Below are 20,682 nucleotides of genomic sequence, written 5' to 3' on the forward strand. Positions count from 1 at the left end.
AATGCTCATTCGCGATTTTAGTGAGAACGACCGAGACAGGCTGCGCAGGATATACCTTGACAGCCGCCGGGCAACTTTTCATTGGTTAGATACCAAGGCATACAAGCCGGATGACTTTGATGCAGATACCGAAGAGGAGCGTATTATAGTAGCCGTAAATGATAAGGACGAGGTGTTGGGCTTTGTATCTATATACCTGGCAAACAACTTTATACATCACCTGTACATTATACCCGGCTTAGAAAGGCAGGGCATAGGCAAAGCCTTATTAGGTGCCGCAGTAACACTTTTTGACTTGCCGGTAAAGCTAAAATGCCTCAAACGGAACGAGAATGCCTTAGGCTTTTACAAGGCCAACGGCTGGCGCATACAGGCTGAAGGTACCGATACTAATGGCGAATATTACCTGCTAACCAACTGGTAAAATAAACAAAAAGCTCTCCGCAATATGCGGAGAGCTTTTTGTTTAAACCCTTCGTTATTCTTCGCTTTTTTTCGTGTTAATGGGGGATTTTTTCGTTATTTTTCGTTTTAATTGTTGTGGCCGGGCTAACTAATATAACATAAATTTTCATATAAAAAAGTGTTTTGAGGGTAAAAGCCTTAAGACGCGTTTTTCTTTTTACTCCTGCCTCAAAAAAATACTTGCCGGGGTAATGCTATATGGCCTATATTTAATGTTCCTAATCAATCATAAATGGCTGTTAATATAAATACGAATGGTGCTGCCGAACATACCTACGACGCTATTGTTATTGGGTCGGGTATTAGCGGTGGCTGGGCCGCAAAAGAGTTATGCGATAAAGGCTTAAAAACGCTGGTGCTGGAGCGAGGCCGCGATGTAAGGCATTTAAAAGATTACCCTACCGCCACTAAAAACCCATGGGACTTTCCGCATAGGGGTGAGTTGCCGCTGGCTGTAAAGACCGAGAACCCCATTGCCGATAGGTGTTATGCCTTTACCGAGGCCACCGAGCACTTTTTTGTAAAAGATAAAGATCACCCATACGAGCAAAAAAAGCCGTTCGATTGGATACGCGGGTACCAGGTGGGTGGTAAATCGTTACTGTGGGCAAGGCAAACCCAGCGCTGGAGCAAGTTTGACTTTGAGGGACCTGCCCGCGATGGCTTCGCGGTTGACTGGCCTATACGCTACGACGATATTGCCCCATGGTATAGCCATGTAGAACGCTTTGCAGGTATATCGGGCAATAACGATGGTTTAGAAACCCTGCCTGATGGCGAGTTTTTGCCACCCTGGCAAATGAACGTGGTAGAGAAAGCCATGCAGCAACGCATAATGGCTGCCTACAAAGATAGGGATGTGATCATAGGCCGCTGCGCGCATTTAACACAGCCCAAAGAGATACATTTACAGCAGGGCAGGGGCCAGTGCCAGGCCCGCAGCCTGTGCGACAGGGGCTGCCCCTTCGGTGGTTACTTTAGTTCCAACTCCTCAACCCTTCCATGGGCGGCTAAAACGGGTAACTTAACCCTGCGGCCCGATTCGGTAGTGCACTCCATTATTTACGATGAAACGCTGGGCAAGGCCACAGGGGTAAGGGTAATAGATGCGCATACCAAAACAGCCACCGAGTATTTTGCTAAGATCATATTTGTTAACGCGGCTACCTTAAACAGTAACCTTATATTGCTTAATTCTACCTCGTCGCGTTTTCCGCAGGGATTAGGTAACGATAACGGCTTGCTGGGCAAATACATCGCCTTTCATAACTACCGCGGGTCGTTAACGGCTACTATGGATGGGTACCAGGATGCCTACTACTATGGCCGCCGCCCAACCGCTGTGATGCTGCCCAACTTTAGGAACGTGCGCAAACAGGAAACCGACTTTTTACGCGGCTACATGACCTTTTATACCGCTACCCGCGCCGGATGGGGTCACCAGGCTACGGGCGAGCAGATAGGCGCGCAGTTTAAGGATGAGGTATCGGAACCGGGCAATTGGGGCATATACATGATGATGCAGGGCGAAACCATCCCGAAGGAAAGCAACCACATCAGCCTGAGTAAAGATAAAAAGGATGAATGGGGAGTGCCGCTGTTATCATTTAACGTAAGCTACGATGATAACGACGAAAAGATGCTGAAAGACTTTTTACAGCAGGGTGCCGAAATGCTGGATAAAGCCGGTTGTAAGAACATAACACCTAACGATACCAAACAGGCACCGGGGCTGGATATACACGAGGTAGGCGGTGCGCGCATGGGTAACGATGCCAAAACATCATTACTGAACAAGTATAACGCGCTGCATGCCTGCCCCAATATTTTTGTAACCGATGGCGCCTGTATGGCATCAACCGGTACCCAAAATCCATCGTTAACGTTTATGGCGCTAACGGCCAGGGCGGCCAACTACGCGGTGGAGCAATTGAAGAAAGGGAATGTATAATGAATTGCATTTTTGTATTTAACCACTAAGAGCACTAAGAAGGCGCGAAGACCATTGAGGCAAAAGCTTTGCGCCTCAGAGCCTCCTTTGTATTCTCTGTGTTTAAAAATCACCGCACGTAACTATTTTGCTATAGCCCCAATTCATAGGGGCTTTTTTATTTTATTCAGTACTTTTAAACTATTAAACTAACACCCATGAAGAAAACCATACTTTCAGCTTTATGCCTTTTGCTTTCGGCTTACACCTTTGCGCAGGGCGATGCCGCTTATGTGAAAGAAAACTATACCAAGTACGAGTACAACGTACCCATGCGCGATGGTAAAAAGCTGTTTACATCCGTTTACGTACCAAAAGATCAAACCAAAAAATACCCCATCATGATGGACCGCACGCCTTATAGTGTGGCCCCTTATGGTTTGGATAAATACAAGGGCAGCCTTGGTCCCTCGGCGCAGTACCTGCACGATGGTTTTATATTTGTTTACCAGGATGTACGTGGCCGCTGGATGAGCGAGGGTATTTACGAAGAAATGACCCCCGAGCTGGAAGTGCACAAAACCAATAAGGATGTAGACGAAGGCACTGATACCTACGACACTATTGACTGGCTGCTTAAAAACCTGCCCAATAACAATGGTAAGGTAGGGGTTTGGGGTATATCGTACCCCGGCTTTTATACTACCACGGCCTTGCTTAGCCGCCACCCGGCGCTGGTTGCCGCATCACCGCAGGCACCCATTGCCGACCTGTACCGCGACGACGCTTTTCATAACGGCGCCTTTATGCTGGTGGCCAACTTCGGCTTTTAACCCGGCTTTACTAACAGACAGGACGATAAACCCACCCAGCGCCGCGCCAAAGGTTTCGACCCGGGCGAAAAGGACGGTTATAAGTTCTTTTTGGATATGGGCAGCATGCGCAACTCTAATGTAAAATATTATAAAGACACCATACGCTTGTGGAACGAGATGATGGACCACCCGGACTACGACCAACACTGGAAAGACCGCAACGTATTAACCCACCTGCACGATATTAAAACCGCTGTATTAGTTACCGGCGGATGGTACGATGCTGAAGACTTGTATGGTGCAATAAACACCTACAAAGTATTGGTTAAAAACAACCCAACCACGCCTGTTTACTTTGCTATGGGCCCATGGGTACATGGCGGTTGGGCACGCGGCAACGGCGACCATTTAGGCGATGTCAGCTTTGGCGGGCCAACAGGTCCGCAATATCGCGAGAAGGTGGAATTTGCCTTTTTTAGTCATTACTTAAAAGGCACCCCGCTGGATATTGCCAAAGTAAACACTTTTGAGACCGGCGTAAACCAATGGAAAACATCGGCCGCATGGCCGCCAAAAGAGGCGGTAGAAAAAAACCTTTACTTTTTACCGGGCGGTAAGCTAAGCTTTACCGCGCCAACCAAAGCTAAGGATGATTATAAAGAGTTTGTAAGCGACCCGGCTAACCCCGTACCGTTTTGGGATGGCATTACCGATGATATGCAGCGCGAGTACATGACAGCCGACCAGCGCTTCGCCGAAAAACGCCCGGATGTATTAACCTACAAAACCGAGGTATTGGATAAAGATGTTACCATAGCCGGTAATATTTGGGCCAACCTAAAAGTAAGCACTACCGGCACCGATGCCGATTGGATAGTAAAAATACTGGATGTATACCCCGATACCGCCGCCAATAACCAGTTTACGGGTAAAGAGGTAAAGATGGCCGGTTACGAGCAAATGGTACGCAGCGAGGCCATGCGCGGCAAATACCGCAACAGCTTTAGCAAACCCGAGCCCTTTGTGCCCGGCAAGGTAACACCGGTAAATTTTGAGCTGCAGGACGTGCTGCACACCTTTAAAAAGGGCCACCGCATAATGGTGCAGGTACAAAGCACCTGGTTCCCGCTGATAGACCGCAACACCCAGCAGTTTCAGGATATTATGAAGGCTAAGGACGATGACTTTAAAAAAGCCATGCACCGGGTGTATAGCTCAAAAGCGCATCCAAGTTATTTAAAGGTGAGGGTGATGTAAGAATGTGGATGCATAAGGAAACAAATCCTGATTTTGAAAAAAGCCGAAATATCATTTTTAAAATATTGATACCGATGTTTGTTGTACTTGCCTGCTTTGTGTTTTGGGTAGAAAGAAATGAACCAACTGCCAGGGGATCGTTCTTATTAAGAGCTTCTGAAATGACATTTAATGGTACAGTAGATTCTATATATAATGATGTAACTAATCATAACACTACAATGGTTATTCTATCGGATAAATATCGGTATGGTCTTTGGACAGAATTGATATTTAAAATTGAGTTGGGTGATTCTCTCAGCAAATCAAAGGGCTCTTTGAAAGTCAAGGTTTTTAAAACAAATGGGCAACAGTATATTTTCGATTATAAGAAATTAGCGGATAGTCTATTTAAATAAAATTTTTGTCCCCTCAGGGTCCTAAATGAGAGACCTTGAGGGGACAGAAAATTACTTACCTTGTAATCTTATCAAACTCTCACTAGCGCACGCGTGCCGTGTGTGACTAACAAGATACACCACCACGGTATTGAGATCCGTTTTGTCCCCTCAGGGTCTCCGGTACGGGACCCTGAGGGGTTGACCCTGCGTGTTGGTGACCTAGGGGGACGGAAAGATAATTAACTAATTTTCGAAAAATGAATATCCATAATAAACCACTTTTCTATATTGGTGCTATATTAACTTTTGTAGGCACTTATTTGGATTATTCTAATAATGTATCTAATATAGTCATATACATTTGTTTAATCTTAGGGTTACTTTTTATGCTATTGGCATTTAGAAAGTCGAAAGACGAAAGCGATAACAGTAACAGTTAAACCATGCGTGTTGGTGAACCTCAGGGTACTCTACGAGAGACCCTGAGGGGACGGAATATATATCTTATTTGTAACTTTATGAAACATACTCTCTACGCCACCAAGTGGTAAGATTTAATGATAGAATATGAGAAGTATAAATTTCAAGCCTGTATACCTAACAAAATTAATAACCCGACTGATTGTATTGGGGATTATGATTGCAGCGGTTATATTCCTCAAGTTTAATATGGAGACGGAGTTTGCCTATTGTTTAAGTATGTTTATATTTTTTGTAGGTGTTTTAATAGTCTTTTATTTAAATCAATTGCACCCCGAGCGCATTGATTTGGATATAGATCAGTTAACAATCATCTATTTTAATAAAATGTTTTTCAAAATCCCCCCAAGAACACTTGCGACAAACAGCATTAAGCTTATCAACCTTAAAGACAGGTATTTACTAATAAGCCAAAATGAAACGATAGCAAAAATTAGTGTCGGTGCTATAGAAGAAACAGAGTTACAAATTCTGGCCAAAATGATCATGCAGATTTAGAATAAATGCATTAGTTCGTTTAGGCTTGTATCTACAACGACTTTGCGCGGAGTGATAGCGACAAAGCAATCTCATAGCTATGCATAACCGCCGTGTCTATCAGCAGATGCTCATTATAGCAATTACGCGCGGTTAATTACGTTAATAAATTAAGTAAACATTATGCAACCCATCAACCTCCAAATTAACGCCATACAGCACATCGGCATCCCGGTAACGGATATAAAGGCATCCGAGGCATTTTACAGCCGCTTGGGCTTTGCTAATGTAATGCAGGCGGGCTTTACCGATGGCGGGCAACCCGGCGCTTGTATAATGATGAAACGCGGCGATATGGTGATGGAGCTTTACCAACTACCCCAACATGGCCTGGCCGAAATACGCAGCCGAAAAAATGGACATATAGACCATGTAGCCTTTGATGTACCGGATATAGACGAAGCTTTTACCACTCTTAAAAATGCCGGCTTTAATGTAATAGAACCCGAACCTTTTTTTTTGCAATTTTGGGAGCGGGGCTGCAAGTACTTTAACATTATAGGGCCTGATGGTGAACGGCTGGAGTTTAACCAGATATTGTAGCGTTTTTATTTAAACCTGCGTAATATTGTTAAACCCTAAAATGATGCGCAAAATACTACCCCTTGTTTTACTGGCAACCATTTGCTTAGCTGCCTGCAACAAAGCTACCCACAAACCGGGCTGCCCAACCAACCAGGTTTGTACCGCGCTTTTTGCTACCGTTAACGTAGCCTTTGTTGATAAGGACGGCCAAATTGTTAATGTGAAGAATGTTACTATTACCAACCTGCGCACCGACTCGGCAATTGTAATAGATAATATTACCGGGCCAAGTATTTCTCCGCATATCATTACTATTGCTACCGATGCTAACCGCCAGCAATTCTCAACCGAGGGCGACAATGTAAGGGTGGTAGCTACCGATGTGGTTACCAATAAAACCGCGACAGCTATGTTTAAAATATCGGGCGGTTGCAATTGCCATGTAGATAAAGTTGCCGGGCCGGATAAAATAGTATTCGAGTAAGCCTGCCAACAAATGGGCTGTTATGCTGTTGAGGGTATATATTAAAAACACTTACCTATGAGCCGTTTACGTTTATTACCATTTTTGCTGATCATAGCAGCCCTATCGGCATGCAGTAAAAAAGTGCAAACCACAGGCTGCCCAACCGGGCAAATGTGCACCATGATATTTACTACCATTGGCGTTGAGTTTGTCGATAGCGCGGGTGTGGCTGTAAAAGTTAAAGATGTTAATGTGGTTAATCAACGCACCAATACGGCTATAATAGCATCGGGCATCAACACGCCCGAAGATTTTGCCGGGCAGTATGTGATAGTTACCGATGGCAATAAAAAAGAACTCTCTACCCAGGGCGACGACGTTAAGATAACCGCTACATCTGTAGCTACCGGCCAAACTATATCGGCGATGTATAAAATTTCGGGTGGCTGTAATTGCCATGTGGCCAAAGTTGCCGGCCCCGAAAAGATAGTTTTTACACAGCATAATAAGTAAGCCCTTTTTGCCTTAAACGATGTTGCAAGTATGCGGCTTAATAGTAGCTTTGTATAAACCTGATTTTAAAATGAGCATAAAAACGGCATTATTAATTGGTGTTACATTTTTAGCTATAGCTTCATGCAAGCAAGCGAAAAAGGCTGATTCCTCAGCTACAACCGAAACAGATTCTACTTCATATAACGAGCCATACCGCCTGCAGGCCCACTGGTCGCCAAAAGCCAAATGGACAAACGACCCTAACGGGATGGTGTATTATAAAGGCACCTATCATTTGTTTTACCAGCATTTCCCCGACTCGACCGTTTGGGGGCCAATGCACTGGGGCCACGCCACTAGTACGGACCTTGTACACTGGAAACAGCAGCCAATAGCCCTATACCCGGATAGTTTAGGCTATATATTTAGCGGAAGCGTGGTGGTGGATGAAAAGAACACATCTGGTTTTGGCAAGGATGGCAAGGTGCCGCTGGTGGCTATATTTACCCACCACGACCCTAAAGGCGAAAAGGCAGGTACATCGGTATTCCAAAACCAAAGCCTGGCCTATAGCCTTGATGAAGGCCAAACCTGGACGAAGTATGCCGCTAACCCGGTACTTAAAAACCCCGGCATTAAAGATTTTAGGGACCCCAAGGTATTTTGGTACGCCCCGCAAAACAAATGGGTGATGAACCTGGCCACTAAAGACCGTATCACCTTTTACTCGTCGGCCGATTTAAAGAGCTGGACGAAGGAAAGCGAGTTTGGCGAAAAACTGGGTGCACATGGCGGTGTATGGGAATGCCCGGATATGTTCCCGCTTAAATTAAATGGCAAGGAGTATTGGGTATTGCTGGTGAGCATAAACCCCGGCGGTACCAACGGCGGCTCGGCAACCCAATATTTTGTGGGCGAATTTGACGGCCACGCATTTACACCTGCCGATACCCAAACCAAGTGGATAGATTACGGCCCCGACGATTATGCTGGCGTAACCTGGGGCAACACCGGCGACCGCAAGATATTTTTAGGCTGGATGGGTAACTGGCTTTATGCCAACCAGGTGCCTACCGTAAAATGGCGCAACGCCATGACCATTCCGCGCGAGCTATCGTTAAAACAGGTTGGTAACACCGTATACCTGGCATCGGCACCGGTACAGGAACTGGATGATATAGTGAACGCCAACAACAGCATCGACGACAAGATATTAGCTAAAGACTATGACCTGTTCAGGATAATTGGGAAATCGTATAAGCAATACGACGTTAAATTTAACCTGGACGAGGTGAAAGATTATACTATTAGCTTATTAAATAGTACCGGCGATACTTTAATTGTGGGCTACAACAAAAAATCAAACCATTATTATGTCGACCGTACAAAATCGGGCTTAAGCGATTTTAGTAAGGACTTTGCAACGGTAGCTAAAGCGCCACGCATCGCAACAACGCCCTCTTCTGCTGTGGAGGTATTGGTCGATGCATCATCTATTGAGGTATTTGCCGATGGAGGGTTAACCAACTTTACCGCCGTGTTTTTCCCTAAAAAGCCCTATACAAATATCAGGATAGCAGCACCCGGGACGGGAATTAAGGATGTAGAGTTAAGATCTTTAAAATCTATCTGGAAGTAAGCAAAGCTTACTCCAGCACTACTGTTTTATTTTTAAACACAAATACGCGGTCGTCAAAAACCAGTTTAAGAGCTTTTGCTAATACCGCGGTTTCTATTTCTTTGCCGGCTTTTACCATATCGGCCACGGTAAGTGAGTGGTTGGCGGGTATTATTTGCTGCGCGATGATAGGGCCTTCGTCTAACTCATCGGTAACGTAGTGGGCTGTTGCACCTATTAGTTTTACACCCCGTTCGTAAGCCTGGCGGTAAGGGCTTGCACCTGCAAATGCCGGTAAAAACGAGTGGTGTATGTTGATGATCTGCATAGGGTAGCGGCTCACAAAATTGTGCGATAGTATGCGCATAAATTTGGCCAGCACCAAATAATCATAACTGTACTTGTCGGTAATAGTAATTATCTTTTCCTCGAAAGCGGCATTATCACCGGTAGATTCCACCAAGTAAAAAGGTATATTAAAACGCTCGCATATGTTTTGCAGGGTGTTATGGTTGCCAATAACGCATTGCACCTGCGCGCCAAGGGTGTTAAAGTAATTACGCACCAATATATCGGCAAGGCAGTGGTACTCTTTGGTAACCAGCACAATAACCTTTTTTTGTGGTAAGGGGTTAATTTTAACTGTCGCCCCCTCAGGCAGCAGGTTTTTCAGGTCGCTTTCCAGTTCGTTGGCGCCGTCGGCTTTGTCTACTTCCAGGCGCATAAAAAATATGTTTTCGGTATTGTCTACATGCTCGTGCATGCTAACAATATTAAATTGCTTTTGGGCAAGCAGGCCCGATATGGCAGCTACAAGTCCTACACGGTCAGCACATTGTATAACAATTATCATTTATCGTTTAAAGTAATAAGGTTTCCAAAGCTATAATTTAAGTAAAATATAAAACACAAAACACCACAAAAAATGTTGAAAACTTTTAAGTGGTAAAAAGTGGTAAAAAGTGGTAAAAGTAATATACTTTTACGTTACAAAAATTGTTGACCAATAAGAATGTCCTATTTAACCGGAGAATTTGATTGTAAACTGGATGCCAAAGGGCGGATGATGATCCCTGCGGGCCTCAAAAAACAGCTTCCAGAAGCTGAAGGAGAGGGTCTTGTGATCAATCGTGGCCTTGAGAACTACCTGGTTATTTACACCAAAAAGGAATGGGACAAAAAATTGGACGAACTGAGCAAACTTAACGAATACGACAGAAAGGCCATCAAGTTTGTGCGTTATTTTACCGGTGGTGCCACTGTTTTACTACCCGATAGTGCCGGTAGGGTTAATTTGCCAAAAAATTTGTTGGATTATGCAGGCATCAGCGGCGATGTTGTTTTAACCTGCATGTTAAACAAGGTTGAGGTTTGGGATAAAAAGGCCCATCAGCAAATGATAAGCAACGAGCCCGAAAACTTTGCCGAACTGGCCGAGGAAGTAATGGCGAATAAAGGAAGGGGGCGCGATGAGTAATTACCATACCCCTGTTATGCTGGCAGAATGTATTGAAGGTTTAAATATTAAACCCAACGGTACTTATGTTGACGTAACCTTTGGCGGCGGCGGCCACTCGCGCGCGATAATGAAGCATTTAGGTAAAGATGGCCGTTTATTGGCCTTTGACCAGGATGCTGATGCCCAGCAAAATGTAATAGAAGATGACAGGTTTACTTTTATAGACCAGAATTTTAGATACCTGAAGAATTTTTGCCGTTTACACGGCGCTGTCCCGGTTGATGGCATATTGGCCGACCTTGGCGTATCATCCTACCAGTTTGACCAGGCCGAGCGCGGTTTTTCTATCCGTTTTGATGCAGAACTGGATATGCGCATGAACCAGGCATCAGATCTAAGCGCTAAAGAAGTGGTAAACACCTATAGCGAGGCCGACTTGCACCGAATATTTGGTATGTACGGCGAAATACAAAATGCAAAATCGCTGGCAAAAACCATTGTAACCGCAAGGCTTAACGGCCCGATAGTTACGGTTGCCGACCTGAAGAACGCCATTGGTAATTTGATCCCTCGCGGTAAAGAGAATAAATATTTAGCCCAGGTTTTTCAGGCGCTGCGAATTGAGGTGAACCAGGAACTTGAAGCACTTAAAGACTTTTTAATACAATCTGCCGAGGTTTTGGCCGTGGGCGGCAGGTTGGTAGTAATGTCGTACCATTCGCTGGAAGATCGTTTGGTAAAGAATTTTATTGCCAAAGGTAAATTTAGCGGCGAGGTAGAGAAAGATCTATACGGAAATAATAATAAACCGCTTGATGCTGTAAGCCGCGGGGCCATAACAGCATCGGCAGATGAGATAGTAAATAATAATAGGGCGCGCAGCGCAAAATTAAGGATAGCTGTAAAAAAATGACCAATCGTTTACGTACAGAAATTCAGGAAGAGGAAGAAAGCGAACAGAAGTTGATCGTTGAGGAAAAGACCGCAAGAGAAATTCCGGATAACTTTTTAACGCAATTCTTAAAAAACGGAGTGATCACTACCGATGATGCTACCCGTGCTTTGCCATTTATATTATACATAGCTTTTTTAGGCATGCTGTATATAGGTAACCGCCACCTAAGCGAAAACAACCTGCGCGATATTGATAAGATTGGTAAAGAGGTAAAAGAACTAAGCTGGGAATATAAAAGCAGCAAAGCCGAACTGGCTTTTAAAAGTACACAAACCGAGGTTGCCAAGCGTGCCGATACCTTAGGTATACACGAGCCGCAGGAACCGCCACAAAAAATTACTGTACAGGAGGACATACAGGAATGAATATAAGAGCCAACATATTGCTAAGGGTTTACCTTGCCTTTGGGTTGATCCTTTTATTTGCATCGGCTGTGGTGTTTCAGTTATGCAGGGTGCAGTTTTCGCAGGGAAAAAAATGGCAGGCAATGGCCAAAACCTTGTCAACACGCTATACAAATGTGGAAGCGGCAAGGGGTAATATTTTTTCTGTTGATGGCAGCTTGCTGGCTACATCGGTACCGGAGTATGAGCTGCGTATGGATATGATGGCCGGCGGCATACAGGATGATAAGGTGTTTGACGAGAAGATAGATTCGCTGTCGATGAAAATGTCGCAATTCTTTGGCGATAAATCGGCGCGCGAGTATTCGAGGATATTCCGGGAAGCCCGTAAGGATGGTTCGCGCTACCATTTGGTAAAACGTAAGGTAACCTACCGCGAACTAAAAGAGATACGCAAGTTCCCGATTTTTGCTATGGGTAAAAATACAGGCGGGTTGATCATCGTCCCTCAAAATAAACGTATCCTTCCGTTCCAATCGCTTGCGGCGCGTACCATTGGCTACAAAAACGAGAACGTTAAAAATGCAGTAGGCCTTGAAGGTGCTTTTGCCAGCTACATTAGCGGCGAAAGCGGTAAACGTTTAGAGACGCGCATTGCCGGTGGTGTGTGGATGCCTGTAAATGATGAAGAAGAGATTGAGCCTAAAGAGGGCGCGGATATCATATCAACCATTGATGTAAACTTTCAGGATCTGGCGCAAAATGCTTTAGAAAAGCAATTGGTAAAAAGCAATGCCGACCATGGTGCTGTTATATTAATGGAAGTAGCAACCGGCGAGATAAGGGCGGTGGCCAACTTTACCAAAATGCCCGATGGCTCGTTTAAAGAAAAGTTTAATTACGCCATTGCTGGTAACCAGGACCCGGGGTCGACTTTTAAAGTGGCGTCCTATATGGCCTTGTTAGAGGATCACAAAGTAGATACCAACACCATGGTAGCCACCGGCGAATATAAGGTGCCTAACAACCCACATGTGATAAAAGATTCGCACGGTAGTATAGGTGTAGTTACCGTTAAAAGAGCTTTTGAAGAATCGTCTAACGCGGCGGTGGCATCATTGGTGAACAGGTATTACCATGATAACCAGGCGCAGTTTACAGATCATTTGTACGATTGGAAACTGAATGAAAAAATGGGCCTGCAAATACCGGGCGAGGCAACGCCGGTAGTTAAAAACCCCAAAAACGCAAGCTGGAATAAAAACATAACGCTTCCGCAAATGGCCTATGGTTATGAAATGCAAATGACACCGTTAAAAATGCTGTCGTTTTATAACGCTGTAGCCAACAATGGAAAATACATATCGCCAATATTTGTTAGGGAGATAAGAAGATTAGGTAACACAGTAGAGCGTTTTCAAACACATACCATAAACGAGAAAATATGCTCGGACGTCACACTTAAAAAAATACAGGCTATGCTGGAAGGTGTGGTAAGCGAGGGTACAGGTAAAAACATCATCCGTAACCCGTTATATAAAATAGCAGGTAAAACAGGTACCGCACAGGTGGCCGATGGTAACAAAGGTTATAAGGCTAAAAAGCAATACCAGGCATCGTTTTGCGGTTACTTCCCGGCCGATCATCCAAAATACTCATTAATAGTGGTAATTAACGACCCTAAGAATGGCTATTACGGTGCGCAGGTAGCAGGCCCGGTTTTTCGCGAGATAGCCGACAAGGTTTACTCGAGCGATTTAAATGTTGAGCGTGCGCCTTTGCATTTAGTGGGTAATACCACTTTGCCAAAATATAAGCAAGGTAATTTAAAGGCGCTTAAGCAGGTGTACACCAACCTGGGTTTAAAGCCATTGTATGCCTCAAATACGCTTAACGGTATTGATACCAGTAGCGGTATAGCATTTGAGGATAATAAATATAAAGCGGGCACGGTGCCAAATGTAACCGGTATGGGCCTAAGCGATGCGCTGTATGCATTAGGCAATGCAGGCTATAAGGTAAGTGTTAAGGGTAGTGGGTCGGTTAAAGTACAGTCTGTAACCGGTGGCAGCAGCATACCAAAAGGATCAAAAATAACCATAGAACTGCAATGAGATATTTAAGCGATATAGTTGAGGGGGTAGCCTTTACCGAGTTACAGGGAAGCGCGGATGTAGAAATATCGGCAGTGGTTTTCGATTCGCGTAAAGTAGTACCGGGTTGCTTATTTGTAGCTATAAAAGGTACCGCGGTAGATGGCCACGATTATATTGAGAAAGCAGTTGCAGATGGCGCCATCGCCATTATATGCGAGGAGTTACCCGCCCATGTAACCGGCGAGGTTGATTTTTTAATGGTAGCTAATTCGGCTAAGGCCCTGGGTACAATAGCCGCTAACTTTTACGAAAACCCGTCTACCAACCTAAAGTTGGTTGGTGTTACAGGTACTAACGGCAAAACCACCATAGCAACATTGCTTTATAAGCTGTTTACAGATATGGGCTATAAATGCGGCTTGCTATCAACGGTGGAAAACCAGGTAAACGGAAAGATCATCCCATCAACCCATACCACACCCGACCCTGTAGCGCTGAACAAACTATTGAGCGATATGGTTGACGAAGGCTGCGATTACTGCTTTATGGAAGTAAGCTCGCATGCAGTAGCGCAACACCGTATCGAGGGATTGAAATTTTCGGGAGGGATATTTTCAAACCTAACGCACGATCATTTAGATTATCATAAAACCTTTGATAGTTACCTAAAAGCTAAAAAGGCATTTTTTGATGGTTTGCCAAAAAGCGCGTTTGCCCTAACCAATACCGACGATAAAAACGGCAACGTAATGCTGCAAAATACAGCGGCCCACAAAAAATCGTACGGCTTAAAAAGCATGGCCGACTACAAGGCCCGCATTATTGAGAACCAGTTTGGCGGCTTGCTGCTAAATATAGATAGCCAGGAGGTTTGGTTTAAACTGGTGGGTACATTTAACGCCTACAATTTATTAGCGGTATATGCCGCTGCCATGTTGTTGGAGCAGGATAAAGCCAAAGTATTGGTAAGCCTGAGCAAATTGACAGGTGCCGAAGGCCGCTTTGAATATTTAGTGGCACCAAATAAAGTAATTGGTATAGTTGATTACGCCCACACACCTGATGCGGTGCAAAATGTGCTAAGCACCATACACGATATACGCAAAGGCGACGAAAAGGTAATAACCGTAATAGGCTGCGGAGGCGACCGCGATACCACCAAACGCCCTATTATGGCTAAGGTAGCCAGCGAGTGGAGTGATAAAGTGATACTAACGTCGGATAACCCACGGTCGGAAGATCCGGCGCAGATCATCAGGGATATGGAAGCGGGAATAGACCCTGCCTTTAAACGCCACACTGTTAGCATAAGCGACAGGCACGAGGCTATAAAAACGGCTTGTATGCTGGCAAAACCAGGCGATATTATCCTGCTTGCAGGTAAAGGTCACGAAAAATACCAGGAGATAAATGGCGTAAAAAACCATTTTGACGATATGGAAGAATTAGAGGAACAATTTAAGTTGATGGGGTAGATGTGCAGATTTTAGATGTGCACATAAATTAATTAAACAAAGGATAATCAAAACATAAATCGCAAATCTGCAAATCAAAGATCGCTGCATCTGCACATCTGAAATCTGCATATCTGCACATTTAAAGGCCCATGCTATATTACCTGTTTAGCTATTTAAATAAAAATTATAATATCCCGGGACTGGGGGTGTTTCAGTACATCACGTTCCGTATGGCTATGGCGGTAATAGTTTCGCTGTTGGTTACAACGGTTTATGGCCGCAGGTTAATTGATTATTTGCGCTTTAAACAAGTTGGCGAAACGGTGCGTAATCTGGGTTTAGAAGGCCAAATGCAAAAATCGGGTACACCAACCATGGGGGGGATTATTATTCTGTTGGGTATACTCATCCCTACTTTGTTGTTTGCCAAAATTGATAATGTATACATCATCATGATGCTGATAACCACTGTATGGTTAGGGCTTATTGGTTTTTTAGACGATTACATCAAAGTATTTAAAAAGAACAAAGAAGGTTTAGCCGGGAAGTTTAAAATAACCGGGCAGGTTGGCCTGGCGTTGATAATTGGGTTTATGATGTACTTTAACCCCTCTATCACTATACGGCAGGAAGTTAAGCTACCGGTTGTGCACGATGTGCCGGTTGATTTCCATATGCGCGGCCAAACACCGGTATACACCCAGGATGTTAAGTCGACCAAAACCACTATGCCGTTCTATAAAAACAACGAGTTTGATTACAGCAAAGTATTAAAATTTATAGGTAAAGGGTACGAGCAATATGCACTGTTGGTGTTTATGCTGTTTGTTATCATCATCATAACAGCAGTATCAAACGGTGCCAATATTACCGATGGTATTGATGGCCTTGCTACGGGAACCTCGGCCATAATAGGGGTTACGCTGGCTATACTAGCCTATGTATCGGGTAATACGCTCATAGCCGATTACCTGAACATTATGTATATACCTAACTCGGGCGAACTGGTAATTTTTGCCGGTGCATTTGTTGGGGCATGTGTAGGCTTTTTATGGTATAACTCGTACCCGGCACAGGTTTTTATGGGCGATACAGGTAGTTTGGCCATAGGTGGTATAATAGCCGTATTTGCCATATTAATACGTAAGGAACTGTTGATACCGGTACTATGCGGTATTTTCCTGGTCGAGAATATTTCGGTTATGATGCAGGTGGGTTGGTTTAAGTTCACCAAGCGTAAGTACGGCGAGGGCCGCAGAATATTTTTAATGGCACCCCTGCACCACCACTACCAAAAAAAGGGTTTCCACGAGTCGAAGATAGTTACCCGGTTTTGGATCATTTGTATTATGCTGGCCATTATAACGGTAATAACATTGAAGCTGAGGTAGTAGAAGCCCCCGGCCCCCTAAAGGGGAGCGAATGCTAATAAAGAAATTAGAATAAAATAAGATAGAAGAAAATTGACCATTACAAACACCCATTCCGCTAATAGTAAGTTCCCCCTTCAGGGGGCGGAGGGGGCTGTACGCCTTGCTATACTCGGTGCCGGCGAAAGTGGTGTTGGGGCGGCATACCTTGCTTTGCAAAAGGGCTATGATGTGTTTGTATCTGATTTTGGGCCCGTGGCCGATCATTATAAAAAGCAACTACAGGACTGGAACGTAAAGTTTGAAGAGAACGGCCATACCGAAGCCGAGATACTAAAGGCGGCAGAGGTAGTAAAAAGCCCCGGTATACCCGATAAGGCACCGATAGTGAAAAAGCTGGTTGAAAAGGCTATCCCGGTAATATCCGAGATAGAGTTTGCAGGCCGCTACACCGATGCTAAAATGATATGTATAACAGGCTCAAACGGTAAAACGACAACCGCCAGCCTTACTTATCATATCCTTAAAAATGGCGGTTTAAATGTAGGCCTGGCAGGTAACATAGGCAAAAGCTTTGCTTACCAGGTAGCTACAGAAAAGTACGAGTACTATGTGCTGGAAATAAGCAGCTTTATGCTGGATAGCATGTACAAATTTAAGGCGGATATAGCCGTGTTGCTAAACATTACGCCCGACCATTTAGACAGGTACGATTATAAAATGGAAAATTATGCCGCATCTAAATACAGGATAACGCAAAACCAGACGGGGAAAGACCATTTTATTTATTGCGCCGACGATGCCGAAACATTGAAGGTGCTGCAAGGCAAGAAAATAGAGGCGCAGCAACTGCCTTTTTCGATAGAAAAAAGGATTACCACGGGAGCATATCTCGATAAAGACAATATTGTCATAAACATACATCAACAACATTTTACAATGTCAATTACCGAACTGGCCCTGCAGGGCAAGCACAACCTTTACAATTCAATGGCATCGGGTATTGTTGCCAAGGTGCTTGAGTTACGCAACGAGACGATGAGGGAGAGCATGGGTAACTTCCGGAATATTGAACACAGACTGGAGTCGGTGGGTAAAATATCGGGTATCAGCTTCATTAACGATTCAAAAGCTACCAATGTAAACTCTACTTGGTACGCGTTGGAAAGCATGACCAGCGATGTGGTATTAATATTAGGCGGTGTAGATAAAGGCAACGACTATAGCATGCTTAAATCGCTGGTGAAGCAAAAGGTAAAGGCAATTGTTTGCCTGGGTAAAGACAACCAGCGCATACACGATGCTTTTGAAGAAGATGTAGAGGTAATTGTAAACACCTCGTCGGCGGCCGAGGCGGCCCAGGTGGCGTACCATTTAGCCGAAAAGGGCGACACGGTGTTACTATCGCCGGCTTGCGCCAGTTTCGATCTGTTTAAGAACTATGAGGATAGGGGCAGGCAGTTTAAAGAGGCGGTAAAAGAATTATAAGATGTGCAGATGTGCGAATATGCAGATGTGCAAATGAAAAGATAAAATCGCCTTAATCGGTGTAATCAAAATATAATCGGTGTAATCAAAAAAAAATGAATCAAATACTCAGTAACGTAAAAGGGGATCGCTGGATATGGCTTATCGTCATATTATTATCAGTGATATCATTGCTGGCGGTATATAGCTCAACCGGTACGCTGGCTTATAAGCGCGGCGTTGGTGCCGAATCTATTTTGATGAAACACCTGGCCATGGTAGTGGGTGGTATAGCGCTGATGTATATTTCGCACCGGTTAGATTATAGGTATTATGCCGGTATCTCAAAAATTTTGATGGCCATTACTATTCCGTTGCTGTTGTATACGCTATTGTTTGGTAACCACGTAAACGATGCCAGCAGGTGGATATCTATACCGGGTACCGGCCTTACTTTCCAAACATCCGATTTGGCGAAGTTGGCTTTAATTACTTATTTGGCCCGTACCTTATCGCGCAAGCAAGAAAATATTAAGGATGTTAAAAACTCCTTCATCCCTATTATGGGTTCGGTTTGCATTGTGTTTATACTGATAGCGCTGGCCAACCTTTCTACCGCACTGATGCTGTTTGGAGTGAGCATATTATTGTTGATCATAGGGCGTATCAGTATTAAGCAAATAGCGGTAGTATGTTTAGCAGGAGCGGTATTATTATCGGGTGTGGTGTTTTTAGGGCCACGCCGTGCAACTTATGTATCGCGTATACATGCCTACATGCACCCCGAGGCAGCTGATAAGGATAAATCCTTCCAGTCTGACCACTCTAAGATAGCGATAGCCACAGGTGGTATAGTAGGTAAAGGCCCGGGCAACAGTACCGAGCGTAACTACCTGCCGCACCCCTATTCGGATTTTATATATGCCACGATAGTAGAAGAATACGGATTGATAGGCGGTTTTACCCTGGTAGGCATATACCTTTTCCTGCTGTTCCGTTGTATTAAGATTGTAACCAAAGCACCAAAAGCGTTTGGCGCCTTATTAGCGGCAGGTTTAAGTTTTAGCTTAACCATACAGGCATTTGCCAATATGGCGGTGGCGGTAGGTTTGGGCCCGGTAACAGGGGTGCCTTTACCACTGGTAAGTATGGGTGGTACATCTATACTGTTTACCAGCATAGCGTTCGGAATTATCCTATCGGTAAGTAGGGATATTGATGAGCCTAAAAAGGTAGTGGTGGGAGAAATTAGAGAGGTAGCTTAAAAGAGAATCAAGAAGTAAGATTCAAGAAGCAAGAGACAAGATAAAAATATAGAATCGGTGAAAGCAAAAAGAATAATCATTAGCGGCGGCGGCACAGGGGGGCATATCTTCCCGGCTATTGCTATTGCCAATGCCTTAAAAAAGCTTGATCCGGCTACCGAGATATTGTTTGTAGGTGCCAGCGGCCGTATGGAGATGGAAAAAGTGCCGGCTGCAGGATATAAAATTATAGGTTTAGATATACAGGGCATACAGCGTAAATCGGTATGGAAAAATGTAATGTTCCCTATCAAATTATTAAGAAGTGTGCGCCGGTCGGTTAAAATTATAAAAGATTTTAAACCCGACGCGGCGGTAGGTGTGGGTGGTTATGCATCGGGGCCGTTGTTATACGCGGCATCAATAAGTGGTGTACCCACTTTGATACAGGAACAAAACTCTTATGCCGGCATCACCAATAAATGGTTAGGTGCTAAGGCAAAAAAAATATGCGTGGCTTTTGATGGGATGGAGAAATTTTTCCCGGCCAATAAGATCATCAAAACAGGCAACCCTATTCGCAAGGAATCGGTAGATATTGCCGGTAAGCAAATGCAGGCATTAGAATTATATAAGCTTTCGTCGTTTAAAAAAACAATACTGGTAACGGGTGGAAGTTTAGGTGCGCGCACTTTAAACAACAGTATACTGGCCGGGCTTGATAAAATAATTGCCGCTGATGTACAGGTAATATGGCAAACAGGTAAGTTTTATTATAAAAGCATATTAGAACAATTGGGCAGCAATGTTAACCCCAATATATGCGTAGTGGAATTTTTAAACCGTATGGACCTGGCCTATGCCGCTGCCGATGTGATCATATCGCGGGCAGGTGCGGGTACTATTGCCGAGTTGTGCGTGGTTAAAAAGCCGGTGATACTGGTGCCATCGCCAAACGTGTCCGAAGATCATCAAACAAAAAACGCGCTGGCCCTGGTGCAGGAAACAGCGGCTGTATTTGTTGCAGATAGGGATGCGGAAGTAAAACTGATAGATAAAGCATTAGAATTATTAAAAGATAAAGATTTACAAAAAAAATTAAGCAATAACATAGCTAAGCTGGCATTGCCACAAGCTGATGAAGTAATTGCCAAAGAGGTTATCCAAATAACAATCAACAATTAAACTGGCTAATCTCCCGTTGTCACGGGGGATAGCCTTTTTTTAAGGGTTTGGTTATTGGTTGATTGGATGAATAGAGAGTTTTAAGTATAAGATAGATCAGAGAGTAGTAATTAGAGAATAGAAAAAAATATAGGCAG

The 20,682-nt window shown here is 44.2% G+C and carries 18 protein-coding genes and 1 pseudogene; 18 read left to right on the top strand and 1 reads right to left on the bottom strand.

Annotated features, from left to right (window positions below):
- Position 1 precedes the first annotated feature (1 nt).
- From FFF34_000420 to FFF34_000460, 9 genes and pseudogenes are all read left to right on the top strand, one after another.
- A complete protein-coding gene (locus FFF34_000420) occupies positions 2-424 on the top strand; it encodes a GNAT family N-acetyltransferase (GenBank protein TSD65897.1) in 423 nt (140 codons plus the stop codon).
- Positions 425-697: 273 nt separating this feature from the next.
- Positions 698-2,416 carry a GMC family oxidoreductase gene (locus FFF34_000425; protein ID TSD65898.1) on the top strand — a complete coding sequence of 573 codons (1,719 nt, stop codon included), beginning with the start codon at positions 698-700 and terminating at the stop codon, positions 2,414-2,416.
- Positions 2,417-2,613: 197 nt separating this feature from the next.
- A pseudogene (locus tag FFF34_000430) lies at positions 2,614-4,467 on the top strand (CocE/NonD family hydrolase).
- A gap of 74 nt (positions 4,468-4,541) precedes the next feature.
- The gene (locus FFF34_000435) at positions 4,542-4,865 is read left to right on the top strand and encodes a hypothetical protein (GenBank protein ID TSD65899.1); all 324 of its coding nucleotides are present in this window, start codon (positions 4,542-4,544) and stop codon (positions 4,863-4,865) included.
- A gap of 549 nt (positions 4,866-5,414) precedes the next feature.
- Positions 5,415-5,825: a hypothetical protein gene (locus FFF34_000440; GenBank protein TSD65900.1), complete on the top strand. Its 411-nt coding sequence runs from the start codon at positions 5,415-5,417 to the stop codon at positions 5,823-5,825.
- A 162-nt stretch (positions 5,826-5,987) separates the two neighbouring features.
- Positions 5,988-6,407: a VOC family protein gene (locus FFF34_000445; protein TSD65901.1), complete on the top strand. Its 420-nt coding sequence runs from the start codon at positions 5,988-5,990 to the stop codon at positions 6,405-6,407.
- A gap of 40 nt (positions 6,408-6,447) precedes the next feature.
- On the top strand, positions 6,448-6,873 hold the full coding sequence (locus FFF34_000450; GenBank protein ID TSD65902.1) for a hypothetical protein: 426 nt from the start codon (positions 6,448-6,450) through the stop codon (positions 6,871-6,873).
- Positions 6,874-6,930: 57 nt separating this feature from the next.
- A complete protein-coding gene (locus tag FFF34_000455) occupies positions 6,931-7,368 on the top strand; it encodes a hypothetical protein (protein ID TSD65903.1) in 438 nt (145 codons plus the stop codon).
- A 70-nt stretch (positions 7,369-7,438) separates the two neighbouring features.
- Positions 7,439-8,989: a glycoside hydrolase family 32 protein gene (locus FFF34_000460; GenBank protein TSD65904.1), complete on the top strand. Its 1,551-nt coding sequence runs from the start codon at positions 7,439-7,441 to the stop codon at positions 8,987-8,989.
- A gap of 7 nt (positions 8,990-8,996) precedes the next feature.
- Here FFF34_000460 and purU read toward each other — a convergent pair whose 3' ends face one another.
- Entirely contained in the window at positions 8,997-9,821 is an 825-nt protein-coding gene (gene purU, locus FFF34_000465; protein ID TSD65905.1) for a formyltetrahydrofolate deformylase, read from the bottom strand.
- A gap of 159 nt (positions 9,822-9,980) precedes the next feature.
- Here purU and mraZ point away from each other — a divergent pair, with 159 nt between their 5' ends.
- From mraZ to murG, 9 genes are all read left to right on the top strand, one after another.
- The gene (gene mraZ / locus FFF34_000470; GenBank protein ID TSD65906.1) at positions 9,981-10,445 is read left to right on the top strand and encodes a division/cell wall cluster transcriptional repressor MraZ; all 465 of its coding nucleotides are present in this window, start codon (positions 9,981-9,983) and stop codon (positions 10,443-10,445) included.
- Positions 10,438-11,340: a 16S rRNA (cytosine(1402)-N(4))-methyltransferase RsmH gene (rsmH, locus tag FFF34_000475; GenBank protein ID TSD65907.1), complete on the top strand. Its 903-nt coding sequence runs from the start codon at positions 10,438-10,440 to the stop codon at positions 11,338-11,340. Before mraZ ends, rsmH begins: the two co-directional genes overlap by 8 nt.
- Positions 11,337-11,747 carry a hypothetical protein gene (locus tag FFF34_000480; protein TSD65908.1) on the top strand — a complete coding sequence of 137 codons (411 nt, stop codon included), beginning with the start codon at positions 11,337-11,339 and terminating at the stop codon, positions 11,745-11,747. The genes rsmH and FFF34_000480 overlap by 4 nt, the downstream gene beginning before the upstream one ends.
- The gene (locus FFF34_000485; protein ID TSD65909.1) at positions 11,744-13,840 is read left to right on the top strand and encodes a PASTA domain-containing protein; all 2,097 of its coding nucleotides are present in this window, start codon (positions 11,744-11,746) and stop codon (positions 13,838-13,840) included. Before FFF34_000480 ends, FFF34_000485 begins: the two co-directional genes overlap by 4 nt.
- Complete coding sequence (locus tag FFF34_000490; protein TSD65910.1) at positions 13,837-15,297, top strand: UDP-N-acetylmuramoyl-L-alanyl-D-glutamate--2,6-diaminopimelate ligase; 1,461 nt, start codon at positions 13,837-13,839, stop codon at positions 15,295-15,297. The genes FFF34_000485 and FFF34_000490 overlap by 4 nt, the downstream gene beginning before the upstream one ends.
- 131 nt (positions 15,298-15,428) lie before the next feature.
- On the top strand, positions 15,429-16,670 hold the full coding sequence (locus tag FFF34_000495; protein TSD65911.1) for a phospho-N-acetylmuramoyl-pentapeptide-transferase: 1,242 nt from the start codon (positions 15,429-15,431) through the stop codon (positions 16,668-16,670).
- A 78-nt stretch (positions 16,671-16,748) separates the two neighbouring features.
- Complete coding sequence (gene murD / locus FFF34_000500) at positions 16,749-18,137, top strand: UDP-N-acetylmuramoyl-L-alanine--D-glutamate ligase (protein ID TSD67926.1); 1,389 nt, start codon at positions 16,749-16,751, stop codon at positions 18,135-18,137.
- Between the two features lie 95 nt (positions 18,138-18,232).
- Positions 18,233-19,381, top strand: a complete 1,149-nt coding sequence (locus FFF34_000505; GenBank protein ID TSD65912.1) for a cell division protein FtsW — start codon at positions 18,233-18,235, stop codon at positions 19,379-19,381.
- A gap of 57 nt (positions 19,382-19,438) precedes the next feature.
- Positions 19,439-20,545 (top strand): undecaprenyldiphospho-muramoylpentapeptide beta-N-acetylglucosaminyltransferase, encoded by a 1,107-nt coding sequence (murG, locus tag FFF34_000510; GenBank protein ID TSD65913.1) that lies wholly within the window; start codon positions 19,439-19,441, stop codon positions 20,543-20,545.
- Positions 20,546-20,682 lie beyond the last annotated feature (137 nt).

The organism is Inquilinus sp. KBS0705 (genome assembly GCA_005938025.2).
Lineage (GTDB): Bacteria > Bacteroidota > Bacteroidia > Sphingobacteriales > Sphingobacteriaceae > Mucilaginibacter.

Coding starts and splice junctions, on each gene's coding strand:
- FFF34_000480 (TSD65908.1), top strand. CDS start 11,337: ATGACCAATCGTTTACGTACAGAAATTCAGGAAGAGGAAGAAAGCGAA.
- FFF34_000440 (TSD65900.1), top strand. CDS start 5,415: ATGAGAAGTATAAATTTCAAGCCTGTATACCTAACAAAATTAATAACC.
- FFF34_000420 (TSD65897.1), top strand. CDS start 2: ATGCTCATTCGCGATTTTAGTGAGAACGACCGAGACAGGCTGCGCAGG.
- FFF34_000455 (TSD65903.1), top strand. CDS start 6,931: ATGAGCCGTTTACGTTTATTACCATTTTTGCTGATCATAGCAGCCCTA.
- purU (TSD65905.1), bottom strand. CDS start 9,821: ATGATAATTGTTATACAATGTGCTGACCGTGTAGGACTTGTAGCTGCC.
- FFF34_000495 (TSD65911.1), top strand. CDS start 15,429: ATGCTATATTACCTGTTTAGCTATTTAAATAAAAATTATAATATCCCG.
- rsmH (TSD65907.1), top strand. CDS start 10,438: ATGAGTAATTACCATACCCCTGTTATGCTGGCAGAATGTATTGAAGGT.
- FFF34_000485 (TSD65909.1), top strand. CDS start 11,744: ATGAATATAAGAGCCAACATATTGCTAAGGGTTTACCTTGCCTTTGGG.
- FFF34_000490 (TSD65910.1), top strand. CDS start 13,837: ATGAGATATTTAAGCGATATAGTTGAGGGGGTAGCCTTTACCGAGTTA.
- FFF34_000425 (TSD65898.1), top strand. CDS start 698: ATGGCTGTTAATATAAATACGAATGGTGCTGCCGAACATACCTACGAC.
- FFF34_000450 (TSD65902.1), top strand. CDS start 6,448: ATGATGCGCAAAATACTACCCCTTGTTTTACTGGCAACCATTTGCTTA.
- FFF34_000435 (TSD65899.1), top strand. CDS start 4,542: ATGTTTGTTGTACTTGCCTGCTTTGTGTTTTGGGTAGAAAGAAATGAA.
- mraZ (TSD65906.1), top strand. CDS start 9,981: ATGTCCTATTTAACCGGAGAATTTGATTGTAAACTGGATGCCAAAGGG.
- FFF34_000445 (TSD65901.1), top strand. CDS start 5,988: ATGCAACCCATCAACCTCCAAATTAACGCCATACAGCACATCGGCATC.
- FFF34_000460 (TSD65904.1), top strand. CDS start 7,439: ATGAGCATAAAAACGGCATTATTAATTGGTGTTACATTTTTAGCTATA.
- FFF34_000505 (TSD65912.1), top strand. CDS start 18,233: ATGAATCAAATACTCAGTAACGTAAAAGGGGATCGCTGGATATGGCTT.